Origin of the sequence: Bacillus paralicheniformis, assembly GCF_001042485.2 — a bacterium.
GTDB lineage: Bacteria > Bacillota > Bacilli > Bacillales > Bacillaceae > Bacillus > Bacillus paralicheniformis.
Map to the genome: position 1 here is coordinate 115,930 of NZ_LBMN02000012.1, position 17,748 is coordinate 133,677.

Sequence of the window (17,748 nt, forward strand, 5' to 3'; positions counted from 1 at the left end):
GCAATCCTTTAACGGATTGCTTTTTAGCGTTATGTTATCGCGCGATGATATGATAGCCTGAATCAACATGCAGGTTTTCGCCGGTCATACCGCGGGAAAGGTCGCTGAACAGGAAAGCAGCCGTGTCGCCGACTTCTTCCGGAGTCGTCGTGCGGCGAAGCGGTGCGCGTTCTTCGATTTCTTTTAAAATCGAGTTGAAGTCGCTGATTCCTTTTGCGGACAATGTCCGGATCGGCCCTGCGGAAATGCTGTTGACGCGGATTCCGTCTTTTCCGAGATCGCTCGCCAAGTATTTGACGCTGGCATCAAGCGATGCTTTCGCAACACCCATGACATTGTAGTTGGATACAACGCGCTCGCCGCCAAGGTATGTCAGCGTGACGATGCTTCCGCCTTCAGTCATAATGCCGCGCGCCGCTTTAGCGACCGCTGTCAGTGAGTAAGAGCTGATATTGTGTGCGAGCAGAAAACCGTCGCGGGTGGTATTTAAGTATTCTCCAGCCAAGTCTTCTTTGTTTGCGAAAGCGATGCAGTGTGCAATGCCGTGGATGACCCCGACTTCTTTTTTGATGTCGGCGAAGCACGCTTCAATTTCCTGGTCATTTGTGACATCACAAGGAAGTACGATTGAATCGTTCCGCTCCAAAGAATCGGCCAGCTCCTTGACCGATTTTTCAAGCCGCTCACCCGCATACGTAAAAATCAGTCTTGCGCCTGCATTGTGAAGCGAGCGGGCGATTCCCCAAGCGATGCTTCGTTTATTTGCTACACCCATGACGACGATATTCCGGCCTTCCAGTGATAAATTCATATGTATGAAATCCTCCTAATGATTAACATTTTATTAGTACCTGATCATAATATATAGTATCACAATTAATAGCAGGCTGACAATTTCAGAATATAAAAAGCGGCAGAGACCGTTTTTGATGTCTGCCGCGATATTTTTCATTTTTATTGCGGGACTACAGTTCCAACCCTGCATTGGATATCTTTTGATATGCAAAATGGTTGGTCGGTCCGTGGCCGGCTCCGAAATCAAGGCTGTGTGCAACCGCTTCGTGGACGAAAGCCTCAGCGATGCTGAAAGCTCCTTGAATGCCGTTTCCTTTCGCTGTTTGCGCGGTAAGAGCGGCGGCAAATGTGCAGCCTGTTCCATGGGTATTTTTCGTCTTAATATAGGTGTTCGTTTTTTCCGTGAACACCTCTCCATCGAAGAGGAGATCGGTTACTTTGCCATCCTCGGGCTGATGCCCTCCCTTGATGATAATGTTGCGGACGCCCATTTCATGCAATTCACGAGCCGCTTTTTTGCGGTCTTCCATTGTTTGAATGCTTCTCCCTGTCAGCACTTCGGCTTCGGGTATGTTCGGCGTTACCGCATAAGCAAGCGGAAGCAAGTGCCGTTTCAATGTTTCAACTGCTTCCTCATTCAATAGTGAAGCGCCGCCTTTGGCGATCATGACAGGATCGACAATCACACGTTTAAGCTCGTATGTTGCAATTTTTTCAGCAATGACCTCAATCATCTCCGCGCTCCACAGCATCCCTGTTTTCACGGCGTCAGGTTTTAAATCTTCCGCCACTGCATCAATCTGCGTGCCGAGTGCTTCCGGAGATAGCGGGTAGACGCCGTGAACCCCTGTTGTATTTTGCGCAGTGACCGCTGTCAAAGCCGTCATGCCAAAGACGCCAAGCTCCTGAAATGTTTTAATGTCGGCTTGAATGCCGGCGCCGCCTCCTGAATCCGACCCGGCGATTGTTAATGCTTTGTATATGCTCATGATGTTTGCACTCCCTTCGGCCTTTAGCCAATCCACCTGTGATATATCGTTTTCGCGCGATTGATATCGTTCGTTCCGTGAATCAAAGCGCGTCCGTCCCGAAAAATCACGAACTTAAAATCCTCCGTACGGCAAGATAATAAATAAGGATTTCCCGTCACATCCAAACCGGCTTTTTTTAATCTGGCGGCAAGCGGCTCCAGCTCCGGCGGCTGTTCCGCGGCCGGCCTGATCTGAACCGTTTGTCTGCCGCAAAGAACGGCTGCTTTTGTTTCGTTTTCAGCTGAAAGAAACGGAAACTCGCCTTTTCCGCACGTCGGACACGAGCCATGTTTAAGCGCGTCAGCCCGGACTTCAGAGCGCTCATTTGTCCAAATATCAAATGAGCGAAGCATTCCTGACGGTTCATGCCCTGTCAGCAGCTTCAGGGCATCTGTTACCTGGTAAGCGGCAACCTGCTGAACAACCGGACCGATCACCCCTGCTGTGTCGCACGTCATGGTATTCGCGGGCAAATGCCCCAAAAGACAGTGAAGGCACGGCGTTTTCCCCGGAATGACGGTATATGTGATGCCATAGCTTGCGACACACGCGCCGTACAGAAAAGGGATGCCTAACTTGACCGCCGCATCGTTCATGATCAGCCGCGTTTCAAAATTATCGGTCGCATCGACGATCAGGGACGCTTTCTCCGCAAGCTCGAGCGCTTTTTCCGCGGTAACATCTGCTACAATGCCGGTCACTTGAACAGAGCTGTTAATCAGGCGCAGCCTTTTTTCGGCAGCGGCTGCCTTTGGCATATGATCAACCACATCCTGTTCCGTATAGAGCTGCTGCCGCTGGAGATTGCTCCATTCCACATAATCCCTGTCGGCAATCGTCAGCGAACCGACTCCGGCCCTCACCAGCATTTCTGCGCTGGCCGCGCCCAATGCCCCCGCACCGATCACCAGGACGCGGGCGCGACTTAATTTTTCCTGGCCGTCCGGTCCGATCGGGTGAAAAAGCTCCTGTCTTGAATACCTGCCTGTCAAATCGTCAACTTCCCTTCTTCAGGACTGCTGGCGATGCCGTAGTTCTTTTCCGGAATTCGTCCAGCAAGGTATCCGAGTCTGCCCGCTTCAACGGCGAGCTTCATAGCCTTCGCCATTTGGACCGGATCTTTCGCCCCGCTCACTGCCGTGTTCAAAAGCACTCCGTCAGCGCCGAGTTCCATTGCGTATGCCGCATCTTTCGGAGAACCGATTCCGGCATCCACGATTACGGGAACTTTAGCCTGTTCAATGATGAACGACAGGTTAAGCGGGTTGACGATTCCCTGTCCCGAACCGATTGGAGAGGCCCCGGGCATAATGGCGTGTACGCCGAGCTCTTCAAGCTTTCTCGCAAGGACGACATCGTCCGATGTATACGGCAGCACAATGAAGCCTTCTTCAAGCAAGGCTTCTGACGCCTTCAGCGTTTCTACCGGGTCAGGCAGAAGCGAACGGTCACAGCCGATCACTTCGACTTTGATCATGTCGCAAAGACCGCTCGCTTTAGCAAGCTTGGCGATCCGGACGGCTTCCTCAGCCGTTTTTGCTCCGGCCGTATTCGGCAAAAGCGTATAACGGCTTAAATCAAGCTGCTCCAAAAAATTAGGCTGAGACTCTTCAAAAATATTCATCCGTCTGACGGCAAAGGTCAGGATCTCCGATTCAGATGCACTGACAGCCTCTTTTTGAATTTCAAATGACGGATACTTCCCTGTGCCGAGCAATAATCTTGATGAGAATTGACGATCTGCGATTTTTAACATAACGGTTTATCCCCCTCCGACAAAATGAACGATTTCGATGACATCGTGTTCTTCCAGTTTGACTGTTTGATATTGGTCTTTTCCGATAATCTGCCTGTTTCTTTCAACAACGACAACACGATTTTCCAAACTGTAGGATGCGAGCAAATCGTAAATCGTGCCGCCGTCATCTCTCCACTCTATTTTCCGGCCGTTGAGCTGAATGTTCACCTGTGCACAGCCTCCTTTCGCTCCGCTTTAAACGCCTCGGCCCACTCTGTTTTGACCGGATTGCCGAGGATCATGTCAGCTATCATCTCACCGGTTGCAGGTGCCAGGAGGATGCCGTTTCTGAAATGTCCGGCAGCAAACAATATCCGGTCATTTTCAGGGTGTCTGCCGATATATGGATTGCCATCCCCTGTTTCCGGGCGCAATCCGGCCCAGCATTGGTCGATGTTCATGGATTCAATGTCAGGGAGCATCGACTTGGCCTTTCGGATCAACTCCTCGATTCCGCCAAGTTCCGGCTGTTCATTCCAATCCCCGGGCTTCATTGTCGCGCCGACGACAAGCTTTCCGCTATGGCGCGGAACGATGTAGCAATGATCATGGTAAAGCGTCCTCGTCAAAGGGATGCCGTCATTCCACACAGACAGGCACTCCCCTTTGACAGGATAAAAGCTTTTGTCTATGCCGATCTGTTTAAAGAAAGCACCGCTCCACACACCGCTTGCAATGACAACGTGCTCCGCCTCCGCGGTGCATGAAGCAGCAGTGACGCGGACGGCCCCCGCTTCAGATTCGATCGATAAAACGGGGGTAAACTCGAAGACCTCGGCACCGAGAATCCGGGCCCCCCTGGCAAATGCCCTGCACACTGCGGCCGGTTCGACATGGATGTCGTCCCGAATGAAATTAGCGCCGAGAATCCCTTTTCCGGCATGCGGTTCCAGCTCATATACTTCAGCGGCTTCAAGCCATTCCACTGAATCCAGTGCAGCCATTTGCATCAGGTGTTCGCGGTCGCTTTCTGAAAATGCCAGCTTTAATATCCCTCCGTCATGCTTTCTGATATCGATGCCGCTTAAGTCTTTCAATTCGCCCGTCAGCCGCTGATAGGCTTTTTGGCTGGCTCTGGCAAATTCGAAAAAGGTACCGGGTTTATCGCATTCCGCATGGGCGCCGAGCATGCCCGCCGCCGCGCTCGTCGCTTTTTTGCCGACTTCTCCGCTTTCAAACACGGCCGTTTTTTTCCCCGCTTTCGCAAGATGGTAAGCGATGGATGTCCCGATGATGCCTCCGCCGATCACGATCGTATCATAGCGCTTTCTCATATGAATCTCCCTTCGCGAGACAGGCAAGCCGCGCGGCCGCCTCATCCGGTCTGTCATGAGAAAAGATCCCCGACATCACGGCGATGCCGTCTGCCATTTTGACTTCCGCCAGTCGTTGTTCGGTAATACCCCCGATCGCAATGACCGGAATGCGGACAGCCGCCTTCACTTCAGCCAGACTGAGAGCTCCTCTTCCTTTCCGGCCCTTTTTACAGTCCGTTTCAAAAATGTGGCCGAACAGCACGTAATCTGCACCTTCAGTTTCAGCCTGAACCGCTTCTTCTGGCGAATGGACGGACTTTCCGATTTTCAAATGCGGAAAACGGCTCCTCACACTTTTGACGGAAAAGCCGTGTGAAGGCAGCTGAACCCGGTGAATGTGATGAAACAAAGCGATATCAACCCTGTCGTTGATGATCAGTTTCCGCTTATCAACCCCTTCTTTGGCAAGGCGGTCGATTAAACTTGATATTTCACTTACTTTTTTTGATCTTTCCCTGATATGGATAAAGTCAACGGCATTTTGAATCGAGATGATTTTTGCAGCAAGCTCTTCCACAGAGTGCTTGTCATCGGTGATCGCGTGCAGATGCAAGCTGATCCACCCCGCTTTTTGACCAGCTTTCTTTTTGGTAGGCCATATCCCAGAAGCTGTATTCGTAGAAGCTGGAGATGACGAAGTTCTCCTTCATCTTCGCGCGCGTTTTCTCATCGGCGTTTTCAGCCAGCTCATCGAAGCGGTTGATCTGTTCTGTCACAAGTTCTTTAAACCAGTCGCCTCCGTATGTCGCGATCCATTCCTGATAAATCGCGCTGTCAGGCCTGCACGTTTTTAACGTTTCGCCGACGTCATAATAGAGCCAATAGCAAGGAAGCAAAGCGGCCAGTATTTCCGCAAAACTGCCGCTCACGACAGAACGGTACATATGCGATGTGTACGCATACGCTGTCGGCGACGGCTGAAACGACTCCAGTTCTTCCTTTGTGATTCCCAATAGATCGGTGAATTTCCTATGGAGCGACATCTCGGCTTCATATGTGCCTTTCGCGTGTTCAGCCATCCGGCTTGTCGTATATAAATCGCGAGCATATGCCGCACCAAAGGATTGGACTTTGGCAAAGTGGGTCAAATAGTAGGAATCCTGCATGACATAGTATTTAAATCGATCAACCGGAAGTGTGCCGTCTCCAATCCCTTGAATAAACGGATGGACAAAACTGCCTTCCCACCATTTTGCAGCGCTGTTTCGGCATTCTTCTGAAAACTTCATTTCGAGGCTCCTCCTTCGATTCTGAACATAAAAAAACCACTTTCCCGCAAGGAAAGTGGTTTGGAATTTGCATAAATACATACTCAAATACCGTGCCACTTCCCTACGCAGGTTTGAACCTGTTCAGGTTATGAGGGTCTAAAAGTCACACTTTTATCTCAGCCCTTATCAAGGACTCCCCTAGTGGAAAACATTTCTTGTTCATTCAGTTTATACTTTTATCTTATCACGAATTGCAAAATGGTCAAGCATCAGTCTCCAAGCGTTTTTCTCAATTCCGCAATATATTCGCGCGAACCGGTGGCGATCAGCCTGTCACCCAATTGCAGCCTTGTATCCCCGTGGGGCACGATGCTGTCCACCCCGCGGAAAATTCGGACGAAGATAACATCTCCCGTAAACGGAAACTCCCTTAACAGAACACCGTCAAATCGCTCATTGCTCATATTGATCTGATACAGCGACGCATCCTGGTTCGTCAGGAGTTTCATAACGCCAGGCGCCTCGATAAGCGCGCGCAGCAGCGTTTTTGTAGAAAGCAGAATAGAGAATGTATCAATTCCGTTATCTTTCAGTCTGGATTCGGCGTCTGGAGAATCTGCGCTGGCGATAATTCTCGCGACTTTCTGCTCCTTCGCAAAAAGCGCGATCCCTGTATTGCGCTCTTCGCTGCCAGTGGCCACGACGAGTATATCCGTTTGGAAAACGCCGAATGATTGAAGCGTCTCGTATTCATAATCAGGCAAAACTTCAACATCAAACACCGGATCCGCCAGATTTTCTTCCTTTTTTTCCTGCCGGACATGCAGGATTCTGACGTGATAATCTTCCGGAGAAAGTTCGAGCGTGACTGGCAGCGTCATTTGATTTGCGCCGATAAAGGTGATCGTCTTTTTCTCTTTTTCGCTTTCCGTTTTCGGCATTAATTTTTTAAAGCCGGTCGGTGTGATGATGCATGTAATGACAGCGACCAGAATCAGCGCGCCGGACATCTGCGCGTCAATGACGCCGATGCGCTCGCCGATCGTTGTCGCCGCGATCACCAAAGAAAGCGTGGAAGTCAGGAGAAAACCGGAAGCCAGCACGGTTTTCATGTCATACCACTTTTTCAAAAACAGCACCGGAACGACTTTGCTGATTAACAGAGCCACAAACAGAAGCGGGATCATCACTAAAATTTTCGGATTGCCAAACAGTGACCAAATGTCCAATTTGACGCCTGTCATCACAAAGAAGATCGGGATGAGGAATCCGTATCCGAATGAATCGAGCTGCTGAACGAGCTCCTTGTTCGGCGAAAGCAGCGAAACAAGCACCCCGGCCAAAAACGCGCCAAGTATGTTTTCTGCACCGAGCGACTCGGACAGCGCCACAAGTACGATGATCAGCGTAAATATCGCCCTTGTGCCGATCTGGATCGTTCCTTTTGACAGCACTTCGACAAAAGGCCGCTTTTTAAATATCCTTCCGAACAGGTATAAAACGACGCCGGCGGCAAATAAGATCATCAGCAGCCACATATTGCTGTTTTCGTCCCCGTAGATTGAGGCGAACACTGCAAGCAGAATCATCGTGACAAGATCGGCAATGACGGCGACAAGCAAAATAATCTGGCCGATATTTGTCTTCATGAGACGCTCTTCTTTCAGCGTCGGAACGACAACCCCGAGCGAAATTGTCGAAATGATCAGCGTCATTAAAAAGGCGTTGTCAATAAATCCTGCCATGACAAAGCTGTAAGAAAGGCCGAGCGATAAAATAAAGACGGCAATAAAGATGACCGAAGCCGTTTTAAATGTATTCGGCGCTTCCTTTCCGCTTGGAAGCAGCTGCTTTTTCTTTCCTTTTTCAAATGCGGAAAAATCGATTTCAAGCCCGCTTAAAAACATTAAAAAGATAAATCCGAGCATCGATAAAGTTTCGAGCCATGTATCGTGCTGGGCGACCAGATCGAACCCGCTTTTTCCGATAATAAGACCCATGATAATTTCAGCGACAACCACCGGTATGCTTAACCTGAAACGGTGCAGCAGGATGGGCGTTAAAAATGCGATAATCAGTACGACAACTAAAGATGAGACAGATGTGTGCTCCATAAACTGGTACCTCCTCTAAAACCGGTTTCCGGGTATGATTAGCGTTCCCTTTTTTAAAAATAAAAGGGACATCTTTTTAGACATTTTCATGTGGGAAAAGAACCGTCTGAACTCTTTTCTCACAGGTGTAAAAATCGATTTTAACAATGCTCGCTCAGAAAAAAAAGTAATATGCCTGATTTTCTCCGGCGAAAGTCGCTGAAGCTTGATTTATATATGGACTGGGCAATGTATATACATACGCAGACAGGAGGCAGAAAACGCATGAAATATGATGTAATCGGCGATATTCACGGGTGCTATGACGAAATGATTGCGCTGATTGAAAAGCTCGGTTACTCGCTGTCATCGGGGTTTCCCGTTCATCCGGAAAACAGAACACTTGTCTTTCTCGGGGATTTAACAGACAGAGGGCCAAAATCGCTGGAGGTCGTTGAATTTGTAGGACGGGCCGTTGAAGAAGGAGCTGTGCGATATGTGCCCGGCAATCACTGCAATAAGCTGTACCGTTTTTTCAAAGGCAATCCGGTGAAGCTGCAGCACGGGCTGGAGACGACGGCGGCGGAATACAGAAACCTTCCGAAACATAAACAGAAGGATATCAGAGACCTTTTCATGCGCCTTTATGAAAACGCCCCTCTTTATGAGATCCTGCATAACGGCGAACTTGTCGTCGCACATGCCGGCATCAAAGCGGAAGACATCGGCAAAAAGCCTGTCGGAAAAGTAAAACAGTTTGTGCTATACGGAGATATTACAGGAGAAACGCTGCCTGACGGACGGCCGGTCAGGCGGGACTGGGCCGCTCATTACAAAGGCGATCCGTGGGTGGTGTACGGCCACACTCCTGTCAAACGTCCGCGAATGATACATCATACGATCAATATCGATACCGGTTGTGTATTCGGCAACAGGCTGACCGCTTTCAGATACCCCGAACTGACAACCGAATCTGTCCCCTCTTCATTGCCTTATGATGAGTCAAGATTCCGTATGGAGCCATAAAAAAAGAGAGCTTAATTCAGCTCTCTATCAACTGACTCATATCATGCGGAACCGGCGCTTGAAACGTCAGCTCTTCCATTGTGAAGGGATGAAAAAACGTCAGCGTCTCACTGTGGAGCGCCTGCCGATTGATGAAGCCACGGGTTCCTCCGTACAGCGTATCACCGCACAAAGGATATCCGATATGACTCATGTGAACTCGGATCTGATGGGTTCTCCCGGTTTCCAGACGGATGGAGACATCCGTCATACCGCTGAAGCGCCTGTTCACCCAAAAATGCGTCACCGCTTTTTGCCCGTCGGGGATCACCGCACGCTCGATGATGCTCGATGATTTTCTGCCGATTGGCGCATCGATCGTTCCCTGCTCTTCTGCGATCAAACCGTGGACGACCGCCCGATATTGCCGTTTGACGGCTCCCTTTTTTTGCAGTCCCGATAAAAGCGAGTGGGCGAAGCGGTGCTTGGCTACAAGCATGACACCCGATGTGTCGCGGTCAAGCCTGCTCACCAGGTGAACGGTCGCGCGCACGCCCGTCCGCTGGTAATAATGAATCAGACCGTTCGCCAAGCTGCCTGATGGATGCTCGCGCGAGGGAATCGACGACAGGCATGGCTGTTTATTTAATACGAGGACATGGTCATCTTCGAACAAAATATCAAGCGGAATTTCTTCCGGGCGCAAAGATTCGCTCATTTTTTCCGGAGGGAACTGTATGACGAGCTCGTCCCCTTTTTGAAGAACGTATCTGACCGTTACATGCCCGCCGTTTACCAAAAGATCCCCGCCGCCGAATTTGATGTCCGTCAGCATCCTTTTTGAAATGCCCAGCCGCTGGACGTATTCTTTCAAAAGAACCCCGCTGTCCTCTTCTGTTATGATCTGTTTCATCAAAAAATCGCTCACAGCAAACCTTCCTATTCTCCTTTTCCGATAAAGGAATCCTGGACCCTTTTCCAAAACGGAAACGGCCGAAAGCGGGCAAACCTGATATTTTCGTTTGCGACGCGGCATTGAATTGACTTGACGTCTTTATGCAGCAATGTCAAATGGTCAATCGCGACTTGAAACGTCACATCATTAATCGGTTTAATTAAACAAGTGTGGTGCTCAGGCAGAATGAGCGGCGATCCGACCGTCCGAAACACCCGGTTGTTGATCGACGCCATTTCAGCCAGCTGGACCGCTCTGATGGACGGATGAATAATCGCACCGCCGAGCGCCTTGTTATATGCCGTGCTTCCCGATGGGGTCGATAAGCAAAGGCCGTCGCCGCGGAACGTTTCGAAAAGTTCCCCTTTAATTTCGACATCTGTCACAAGCGTCCCTTCGATGCTCTTGATCGTACATTCGTTCAGCGCCAAATATCTCGCTTCATCGCTGCCGTCATTGTAGCGGACGATAACTTCCAAAACCGGATATTCAACAATTTGATACGGCGTTTTCGCAATCGCGATTACGAGTTTTTCAATCTCGGTCGGCACCCAGTCGGCATAAAAGCCGAGATGTCCTGTATGAACCCCGACAAAGGCCGTTTTGTCGAGGCGGCCGCTGTATTTGTGAAATGCGTATAAAAGCGTTCCGTCACCACCGACGGAAATGACGATATCCGGCTCTTCTTCATCGCATTCAAGACCGAAGTCGAGCAGATATGTTTGAATTTTGCTTTTTAATGAATCGGAAACATCATTTCCTTTGGACGATACCGCAAACTTCATCATTCCATCTCCTTTCCCCTAACCGTCATCCTCATCCTTTTTCTTGCGTGAAAATGCCACGTGAGCCTCCTGAATCTCGCCCCTGATCTCGGACATTTCCATATCGAGCCTTGATGCTGCTTCAGAAGCTCTTTGAAGCCTTAATTTTACTTTTTCCGGAATGTTGCCGCTGTATTTATAATTTAAAGAATGTTCGATTGTCGCCCAAAAATTCATCGCCAGCGTCCGGATTTGAATTTCAACCAAAATCTGTTTTTCCCCGTTGATTGTCTGCAAAGGGTACAGCACGACGAGGTGGTAGGAGCGGTAGCCGCTCTCTTTATGTTCCGCGATATAGTCGCGCTTATCCACGACCGTGAAGTCCTTTCTCGCCAGAAGCATATCGACGACAATGCGAATATCCTCAAAAAATTGGCACATGATTCTGAGCCCGGCAATATCTTGCATGCTTTCAATGTTGTGCAGAGGAATGTTTTTCCGCTTGGCCTTCTCAAGAATACTCGGAACAGGCTTCACCCGCCCTGTCACGAATTCGATCGGCGAATGTTCCTCCTCGTATTCGTAAAGGGTCCGGATCCCTTTCAGCTTCACTTTCAGCTCTTCAACAGCCTGCCGGTACGGCGCTAAAAATTGCTCCCATTGTTTTTCGTCCATAAACCTTCCCCCAATTTCATCGCCTTTTTTTCTAGAGGAATATCCGTTTCACTCTCTCTTCCATTTCTTCGCCATAATTTGCATTATCTTTAATATTCTCTATTAAATATCCGAGCTCATCATGGAACCCGTTAAGCTCCAGCTCCGTGTTTCCGATATGTAAAAACACAGGAAGATTGGCGTCGAGGGCCGCTTTAAGATCGGACCAGATGCCTTCGTTTAAAATGACGTATTCAAAGGAATCGTCCTGTTCAAGTATGTATACAAATGCAAAATGATCGGAGTCTGTCAGCATGCGTTCGGCCGGTTTCCGCTCCGCTCCGTCATTGATTTCGCTGGTCAACACCAGCCGGTCGTTTCGCAGATTGGCTTCTGTAATCTCAATTCTGTTCTGCATAATGCTCTCCTTTACAATAAAAGTACAGATTCATTTTATCATATCAGCTTCAATATTGATAAACGTTCCTTCTCAAGAGATAATAAGGAAAATGCAATTTTACCAGCTGAGAGGATGAAAAAATTAAAGAATGAGCCAGGAACTTGAAATCGAATTTAAAAATATGCTGACAAAAAAAGAATTTGAGAAAATCAAATCATATTATCAATTTACTTCCGAGCAATTTGTTATACAAAAAAACCATTATTACGATACGTCCTCCTTTTCTTTAAAAGAAAAAGGAGCGGCTTTAAGAATTCGCGAAAAACAGCAGCGATATGTACTGACATTAAAAGAGCCGGCACCTGTAGGTCTGATGGAAACCCACCAGGAGCTGACCGGGAATCCCGAATTTGAAACGTTCACGATTCCGCATGGACCGGTATACGATCGCCTGAAGCGCCTCGGCATTCAACCGGACGAGCTCATCCTTTTCGGAACGCTTGCGACAAGCCGTGCAGAAAAAAAATTGCCGCAGGGCTTAATTGTTTTGGATCACAGCCGATACTTAATGGTAGAAGACTTTGAAGTTGAATTCGAAGTGACAGACTATGAACGCGGAAAACGGGATTTCTCTGAACTGCTGAAATCGTTCGGCATCCCTGAGCGTGAAACCAAAAATAAAATCGTCCGATTTTATGAACAAAAACTTAAAGATCAATAAGGTGGGAAAACAATGAACGTCAACCATTTGGCCGCCCTCTTGGAACTCCAGGCGATACGGTCGTTTTATCCGGCTTCAGACAGCGGTCCCGAAGATGCTGGTTTTGATTTCAGCTCGATTTTAAACCAATATTTAAGCAATGTCGGCGGTTTGGAGTCTTCACAGCCCGCGGTTGTTCCGGCCGTGTCGACAGGGTCTCAGCTCCAGGCGCCGCTGACAGCCGAAAAGCCTGCGGCAATTGCGGCCGTCCCATCTGCCGCAGCGAAACCCGTCTCTTTCGGCGGCCAAAATCAGAGCATTGACCAGATCATCAAAAACGCCGCAGAAAAATACGGAGTCGATGAGAAGCTGATTCATGCCGTCGTCAAGCAGGAATCGCGCTACCAGGAAAAAGCGGTCAGCCCGGCCGGCGCCATGGGCCTGATGCAGCTCATGCCGTCAACGGCGAAAGCGCTCGGCGTGAATAACGCTTTTGACCCCGTACAAAATATAGAAGGCGGAACAAAATACTTAAAGCAGATGCTCGATAAATACAGCGGGAATGTGAACCTCGCATTAGCGGCCTACAATGCCGGACCGGGAAATGTCCAAAAATACGGAGGCATTCCCCCTTTTAAAGAAACGCAAAATTATGTAAAAAGAATCACCTCAAATTACTATGCTTAAGCCGGAAAGGATGCTTTCCGGCTCAGATTGTTGACAAAATCCCAAAACGACTTTTAGTTTTGGGATTTTGTCATCCTTTCAGCGTGATTGAAAACCCTTGCAGTCTAGGAAGGCCGAGCATCGGAGCGAATGTTGGAATTCGTGAGCACCGACGCGCAGGCCTGACAACGAATGCGAGGGTTTGTCGACACGCTGAGCTGGAAAGGACGCTTTCCGGCTTTTTTGTCCGCATTTACTTCCTCTTTGATCCTCCCGGTATTAAAAATACACATTTAAGAAGCGAATATGATATGATATTTGAAACAAAATCAGCGATTTTCGCCCGCAGGCAGAAGTCGGTTTGTTTGTAGAAATGGAACGAGGTTGCTAAAATAAGTATATACAATCGTGAAATAATAAATGATGCACAAGATAAATATTTTTTTGCGATAGGAATCGGTATATTTTCCTATTAGCCATATTAAAAGGAGTAGTCAACATGGGACAATCGTTTAACGCACCTTATGAAGCGATTGGAGAAGAGCTTCTATCGCAACTTGTTGATACTTTTTATGAGCGTGTAAAGCGGCATCCGCTGCTCTACCCGATTTTTCCGGACGACTTAACGGAAACGGCAAGAAAACAGAAGCAATTTTTAACGCAATATTTAGGCGGTCCGCCGCTTTATACAGAAGAACACGGACACCCGATGCTGAGGGCGCGGCACCTGCCGTTTCCAATCACACCGGAACGGGCGGACGCATGGCTTTCGTGTATGAAAGAGGCAATGGATCATGTCGGTTTAAAGGGCGAAATAAGGGAATTTCTTTTTGAAAGGCTGACATTGACAGCCAGACATATGGTAAATCAGCCTAAAATGGAGGATGGTTCACATTGACACTAAATCAGCGTGACCAATTTTTCTTCCATTGCCATGGACATCCGCAAAAACCGATGGAAATTTATATGTTTGTCGACCCTTTGTCTCCCGAATGCTGGGCTTTGGAGCCGGCGATCAAAAAGTTGAAAATCCGCTACGGCCGTTTTTTCACACTAAGGATCATCGCCGCATGCAGCATCACAGCGCTGAACGTTCAGAAACGTAAAAAGCACCGCCTCGCAGAGGCATGGGAAAAGATCGCATGCAGATCAGGCATGTCTTGTGACGGGACGCTCCTGCATGACAAAGCGCTCTCCGCACCATACCTCGCTTCACTCGCTTTAAAAGCGGCGGAACTGCAAGGCAGAAAAGCAGGGCTGCAGTTTTTGAGATGCATGCAGGAAAGCCTGTTTCTCAATCGGCAGGATATCACCGAAGAACAGGTGCTGCTGGCGATCGCAGAGCATACACAGCTCGATCTGGAGGAATTTAAAAGGGATCTTCATTCGCAGAGCGCCGTGAAAGCCCTGCAATGCGATTTGAAAATCGCTGCCGAAATGGAAGTGGCATCTGTCCCGACTCTTACGTTTTTTAACAGTCTCCGCGAAGGAGAAGGCTTAAAAGTAACCGGAAATTATTCATACGAGATTTACGAAGAAATATTGTTTGAGATGCTCGGTGATGAGCCGAAGCCTTCACAAACACCTCCGCTCGAACTTTTTATCGAATACTTTCAATTTGTAGCCGACAAAGAAATTGCCGTCGTTTACGACTGGACGCTGGAAGAGGTGGAACGGGAAATGAAAAAGCTCGCGTTCGCCCGCAAAGTCGAAAGAGTGGAAGCGAAACACGGCATGTTCTGGCGCTATATAAACGGACATCATGATGCCGGACCGCTTTATCAATGCGAAAAATAGCACGGGTTTCTCCCGTGTTTTTTTTCGCGCTAAAACGAACGCACGTTCCTATTTGAAGCAGTAAGAAACCGCGCCGGGATAAGCGCGGTTTCTAATTATGTCTTAACGACAACAAAGGGGATGGGAGAAATTTTTCACGGTCAAACAAAGGGGTAAATGTTTGTTTGTGATCAATTTCACATCTTTATAATATCAAATCATGTCGAGTTTTGACAACTGATTTCATTAGTTTTCACATTTTTGTCACAAAAACATAAAAAATAGATGTCCATCATATGATCAAAGTAACAAAGAAAACGAGCCCACCGCACGTTGCCATACCGCGATTTATGCGAACTGGCGCCCGGTTTTGCTGCCTTTTTGCGCCTCGTCTCCCCCTGTGAAATTTTATCAGTCCTTAGGAGGGTTTTTATGCTTCAGATCATTTTAGGACTTGCATCAATATTATTTTTTTTCGTCTTGAATATTTTAGGTATGATGAATATGTTTCCCCTTTATATTACGTCCCCTCTCTTATTTATATCAATCCTTTTTACGCTCAGCCGCCTCAACCACCGTAAAACATTTAAAGGTTTTTGACCTCATCGAAAACAAGGCTGCCGGTATAACCGGCAGCCTCTTCTATATACTCGCCTATTATGAATGATTGACTTTTTGCAAAAGTTCTTCCATTTCGTTCAGCTGCTCTTCAAACTTTTTGCACGCAGCTTCGATCGGCTCCGAAGATGTCATATCAACACCGGCTTTTTTCAGCACTTCAATCGGATAATCCGAGCTACCCGCTTTCAAGAACTCAATATAGCGGTCAACAGCCGATTTGCCTTCTTTTAAAATCTGCTGACTGAGTGCCTGAGCTGCACTGAAGCCTGTCGCATACTGATACACATAATAATTGTAATAGAAATGCGGTATTCTTGACCACTCAAGACCGATTTCCTTATCAATCTCAATATTGTCACCGAAATATTTCTTATTCAAATCATAGTAGATGCTCGTTAACAGCTCAGGTGTCAGCGGTTCCCCTTCCTGGGCTTTGCTATGGATCTCATGTTCAAATTCGGCAAACATCGTCTGTCTGAAAACCGTTCCTTTGAAGCCTTCAAGCATATGATTCAAAATGTAGAGCCGCTGTTTTTCATCGTCGATTGTATTCAGCAAGTATTCTCCCAAAAGTGCTTCATTCGTCGTAGAAGCTACTTCGGCTACGAAAATGCTGTAGTTTCCGTACGGGTAAGGCTGATATTTTCTCGTATAGTAGCTGTGCACGGAATGGCCGAATTCATGGACGAGCGTAAACAAATTATTGACGTTGTCCTGCCAGTTCATCAAAATATACGGATTTGTTCCGTAAGTTCCTGAAGAATAAGCGCCGCTGCGTTTTCCTTTGTTTTCATACACATCGACCCAGCGGTTGTTCAATCCTTCTTTCAGGATGGATGAATATTCTTCCCCTAAAGGCGTCAAACCTTTTAGCATATAGTCCTTGGCCTGCTCGTAGGTAACTTTCATTCCAGAGTCCTTTACCAGCGGAGTATACAGATCATACATGTGTACTTCATCAAGCTCAAGCACTTTTTTTCTAAGCTCAACATAGCGGTGAAGAAGCGGGAGATGCTTGTTGATCGTGCTGACAAGATTGTCATAGACTTCTTCAGGAATGCTGTTTCGCGACAAAGCAGCTTCCCGCGCCGATTTATAATGTTTAACCTTCGCATAAAAGTTGTCTTTTTTCACAGCTCCGCTGAGCGTGGAAGCGAGCGTGTTTTTAAAGCGGCCGTATGTTTCGTAAACCGCCTTGAATGCCGCGCGGCGGACATCGCGGTTCTCGCTTTCCAAAAAGGTGACATAATTGCCGTGTGTGAGCTGTACCTTTTCTCCATTTTCATCGGTGATCTCCGGAAATTCCATATCAGCGTTATTCAGCATGCCGAACGTGTTGGAAGAAGATGAAAGAACATCAGACGCTTCGGCCAAAATTCCTTCCTCCTCCTCGCTCAGTACGTGAGGACGCTCTTTATTGATTTCTTCGAGAGCATGCGAGTAAAGCTTTAACTCCTCTTTTTCCAGCAGGAACTGCTGAAGCTTTTCTTCTTGAATCGATAGTATTTCCGGCACCATGTAGGCCGTCGCGCTCGCAGCCTGGGTATAGAGGTTGGCCGCTTTATCATTGAGACCTTGGTAAAAAGAATTTCCAGTATCCTGATCATAGCGCATGTGAGCGTAAGTATACAGCTTCCCGAGACGCTCCATCACCTTATCCTGATAAGTCAGCGCTTCATATAGATCATCGGCGGAATGGCCGAGCCTGCCCTTGAATTCGGAAAGCTTGGGCAGCAGTTCTTTAACGGCTTGAAATTCCTCGCTCCAAGCATCATCTGACGGGAAGATATCCTCAAGTCTCCACGTGTCTTCTTGCTTCACCTCTTCTCTTGAAGGCAGTTTCTTCGATTTTTTTTCTTCAGCCACTGTCAATCCCCTCGCTTTCTTTACTCCAAGTCCATTGTTGTCCAATAAACTTGTATTGTGTTTATCTTCTGTTTTTTCACCGTCTTTTGTCAAATCA

General features: G+C 47.9%; 20 protein-coding genes and 1 riboswitch. Of the genes, 6 read left to right on the top strand and 14 right to left on the bottom strand.

The genetic code is table 11. The annotated features are described in order from the left end of the window. Positions 1–34: 34 nt before the first annotated feature. The 9 genes from fabI to ACH97_RS09775 form a co-directional block, all read right to left on the bottom strand. Positions 35–811 (bottom strand): enoyl-ACP reductase FabI, encoded by a 777-nt coding sequence (fabI, locus tag ACH97_RS09735; protein ID WP_003180687.1) that lies wholly within the window; start codon positions 809–811, stop codon positions 35–37. A gap of 154 nt (positions 812–965) precedes the next feature. Next, positions 966–1,784, bottom strand: coding sequence for a bifunctional hydroxymethylpyrimidine kinase/phosphomethylpyrimidine kinase (gene thiD / locus ACH97_RS09740; RefSeq protein WP_020450959.1), 819 nt, complete (start codon positions 1,782–1,784; stop codon positions 966–968). Between the two features lie 23 nt (positions 1,785–1,807). Further along, positions 1,808–2,818, bottom strand: a complete 1,011-nt coding sequence (locus ACH97_RS09745; protein ID WP_020450958.1) for a thiazole biosynthesis adenylyltransferase ThiF — start codon at positions 2,816–2,818, stop codon at positions 1,808–1,810. Beyond that, positions 2,815–3,582, bottom strand: a complete 768-nt coding sequence (locus ACH97_RS09750; protein ID WP_020450957.1) for a thiazole synthase — start codon at positions 3,580–3,582, stop codon at positions 2,815–2,817. The genes ACH97_RS09745 and ACH97_RS09750 overlap by 4 nt, the downstream gene beginning before the upstream one ends. 6 nt (positions 3,583–3,588) lie before the next feature. After that, positions 3,589–3,792, bottom strand: a complete 204-nt coding sequence (gene thiS / locus ACH97_RS09755) for a sulfur carrier protein ThiS (RefSeq protein ID WP_020450956.1) — start codon at positions 3,790–3,792, stop codon at positions 3,589–3,591. Further along, the gene (thiO, locus tag ACH97_RS09760; protein WP_020450955.1) at positions 3,789–4,898 is read right to left on the bottom strand and encodes a glycine oxidase ThiO; all 1,110 of its coding nucleotides are present in this window, start codon (positions 4,896–4,898) and stop codon (positions 3,789–3,791) included. Before thiO ends, thiS begins: the two co-directional genes overlap by 4 nt. Next, a complete protein-coding gene (tenI, locus tag ACH97_RS09765) occupies positions 4,882–5,493 on the bottom strand; it encodes a thiazole tautomerase TenI (RefSeq protein WP_020450954.1) in 612 nt (203 codons plus the stop codon). The genes thiO and tenI overlap by 17 nt, the downstream gene beginning before the upstream one ends. Continuing rightward, positions 5,468–6,169 carry a thiaminase II gene (gene tenA / locus ACH97_RS09770; protein WP_020450953.1) on the bottom strand — a complete coding sequence of 234 codons (702 nt, stop codon included), beginning with the start codon at positions 6,167–6,169 and terminating at the stop codon, positions 5,468–5,470. The genes tenI and tenA overlap by 26 nt, the downstream gene beginning before the upstream one ends. An 83-nt stretch (positions 6,170–6,252) precedes the next feature. Further along, positions 6,253–6,361, bottom strand: a riboswitch (TPP riboswitch). A 59-nt stretch (positions 6,362–6,420) separates the two neighbouring features. After that, entirely contained in the window at positions 6,421–8,265 is a 1,845-nt protein-coding gene (locus ACH97_RS09775; protein WP_020450952.1) for a monovalent cation:proton antiporter family protein, read from the bottom strand. 264 nt (positions 8,266–8,529) lie between these two features. On the opposite strand from ACH97_RS09775, the gene prpE reads away from it, so the two are divergent. Further along, entirely contained in the window at positions 8,530–9,270 is a 741-nt protein-coding gene (prpE, locus tag ACH97_RS09780; protein WP_020450951.1) for a bis(5'-nucleosyl)-tetraphosphatase PrpE, read from the top strand. Between the two features lie 16 nt (positions 9,271–9,286). On the opposite strand, the gene ACH97_RS09785 is transcribed toward prpE, so the two are convergent. The 4 genes from ACH97_RS09785 to ACH97_RS09800 are packed head-to-tail and all read right to left on the bottom strand — an operon-like array spanning position 9,287 to position 12,040. Continuing rightward, on the bottom strand, positions 9,287–10,162 hold the full coding sequence (locus tag ACH97_RS09785) for an RluA family pseudouridine synthase (protein WP_020450950.1): 876 nt from the start codon (positions 10,160–10,162) through the stop codon (positions 9,287–9,289). A 26-nt stretch (positions 10,163–10,188) separates the two neighbouring features. Then, the gene (locus tag ACH97_RS09790) at positions 10,189–10,989 is read right to left on the bottom strand and encodes an NAD kinase (RefSeq protein ID WP_023856668.1); all 801 of its coding nucleotides are present in this window, start codon (positions 10,987–10,989) and stop codon (positions 10,189–10,191) included. 18 nt (positions 10,990–11,007) lie between these two features. Then, positions 11,008–11,643, bottom strand: a complete 636-nt coding sequence (gene yjbM / locus ACH97_RS09795) for a GTP diphosphokinase (RefSeq protein ID WP_003180661.1) — start codon at positions 11,641–11,643, stop codon at positions 11,008–11,010. 31 nt (positions 11,644–11,674) lie between these two features. After that, positions 11,675–12,040: a UPF0738 family protein gene (locus ACH97_RS09800; protein WP_048350055.1), complete on the bottom strand. Its 366-nt coding sequence runs from the start codon at positions 12,038–12,040 to the stop codon at positions 11,675–11,677. Between the two features lie 130 nt (positions 12,041–12,170). On the opposite strand from ACH97_RS09800, the gene ACH97_RS09805 reads away from it, so the two are divergent. From ACH97_RS09805 to ACH97_RS24020, 5 genes are all read left to right on the top strand, one after another. Continuing rightward, a complete protein-coding gene (locus ACH97_RS09805; protein WP_020450948.1) occupies positions 12,171–12,743 on the top strand; it encodes a CYTH domain-containing protein in 573 nt (190 codons plus the stop codon). Between the two features lie 12 nt (positions 12,744–12,755). Next, complete coding sequence (locus ACH97_RS09810; RefSeq protein ID WP_020450947.1) at positions 12,756–13,409, top strand: lytic transglycosylase domain-containing protein; 654 nt, start codon at positions 12,756–12,758, stop codon at positions 13,407–13,409. 478 nt (positions 13,410–13,887) lie between these two features. Next, a complete protein-coding gene (locus ACH97_RS09815) occupies positions 13,888–14,286 on the top strand; it encodes a globin domain-containing protein (protein ID WP_003180652.1) in 399 nt (132 codons plus the stop codon). Continuing rightward, positions 14,283–15,185 carry a protease adaptor protein SpxH gene (gene spxH, locus ACH97_RS09820; protein WP_048350054.1) on the top strand — a complete coding sequence of 301 codons (903 nt, stop codon included), beginning with the start codon at positions 14,283–14,285 and terminating at the stop codon, positions 15,183–15,185. Before ACH97_RS09815 ends, spxH begins: the two co-directional genes overlap by 4 nt. A 411-nt stretch (positions 15,186–15,596) precedes the next feature. After that, a complete protein-coding gene (locus ACH97_RS24020; RefSeq protein WP_020450945.1) occupies positions 15,597–15,764 on the top strand; it encodes a hypothetical protein in 168 nt (55 codons plus the stop codon). A gap of 57 nt (positions 15,765–15,821) precedes the next feature. On the opposite strand, the gene pepF is transcribed toward ACH97_RS24020, so the two are convergent. Continuing rightward, on the bottom strand, positions 15,822–17,651 hold the full coding sequence (gene pepF, locus ACH97_RS09825; RefSeq protein ID WP_023856662.1) for an oligoendopeptidase F: 1,830 nt from the start codon (positions 17,649–17,651) through the stop codon (positions 15,822–15,824). Positions 17,652–17,748 lie beyond the last annotated feature (97 nt).

Bases quoted from the DNA above. Each gene is read 5' to 3' on its own strand.
- fabI (WP_003180687.1), bottom strand. From the start codon at position 811: ATGAATTTATCACTGGAAGGCCGGAATATCGTCGTCATGGGTGTAGCA.
- thiD (WP_020450959.1), bottom strand. From the start codon at position 1,784: ATGAGCATATACAAAGCATTAACAATCGCCGGGTCGGATTCAGGAGGC.
- ACH97_RS09750 (WP_020450957.1), bottom strand. From the start codon at position 3,582: ATGTTAAAAATCGCAGATCGTCAATTCTCATCAAGATTATTGCTCGGC.
- thiO (WP_020450955.1), bottom strand. From the start codon at position 4,898: ATGAGAAAGCGCTATGATACGATCGTGATCGGCGGAGGCATCATCGGG.
- tenA (WP_020450953.1), bottom strand. From the start codon at position 6,169: ATGAAGTTTTCAGAAGAATGCCGAAACAGCGCTGCAAAATGGTGGGAA.
- ACH97_RS09775 (WP_020450952.1), bottom strand. From the start codon at position 8,265: ATGGAGCACACATCTGTCTCATCTTTAGTTGTCGTACTGATTATCGCA.
- prpE (WP_020450951.1), top strand. From the start codon at position 8,530: ATGAAATATGATGTAATCGGCGATATTCACGGGTGCTATGACGAAATG.
- ACH97_RS09785 (WP_020450950.1), bottom strand. From the start codon at position 10,162: ATGAAACAGATCATAACAGAAGAGGACAGCGGGGTTCTTTTGAAAGAA.
- ACH97_RS09790 (WP_023856668.1), bottom strand. From the start codon at position 10,989: ATGAAGTTTGCGGTATCGTCCAAAGGAAATGATGTTTCCGATTCATTA.
- yjbM (WP_003180661.1), bottom strand. From the start codon at position 11,643: ATGGACGAAAAACAATGGGAGCAATTTTTAGCGCCGTACCGGCAGGCT.
- ACH97_RS09800 (WP_048350055.1), bottom strand. From the start codon at position 12,040: ATGCAGAACAGAATTGAGATTACAGAAGCCAATCTGCGAAACGACCGG.
- ACH97_RS09805 (WP_020450948.1), top strand. From the start codon at position 12,171: ATGAGCCAGGAACTTGAAATCGAATTTAAAAATATGCTGACAAAAAAA.
- ACH97_RS09810 (WP_020450947.1), top strand. From the start codon at position 12,756: ATGAACGTCAACCATTTGGCCGCCCTCTTGGAACTCCAGGCGATACGG.
- ACH97_RS09815 (WP_003180652.1), top strand. From the start codon at position 13,888: ATGGGACAATCGTTTAACGCACCTTATGAAGCGATTGGAGAAGAGCTT.
- ACH97_RS24020 (WP_020450945.1), top strand. From the start codon at position 15,597: ATGCTTCAGATCATTTTAGGACTTGCATCAATATTATTTTTTTTCGTC.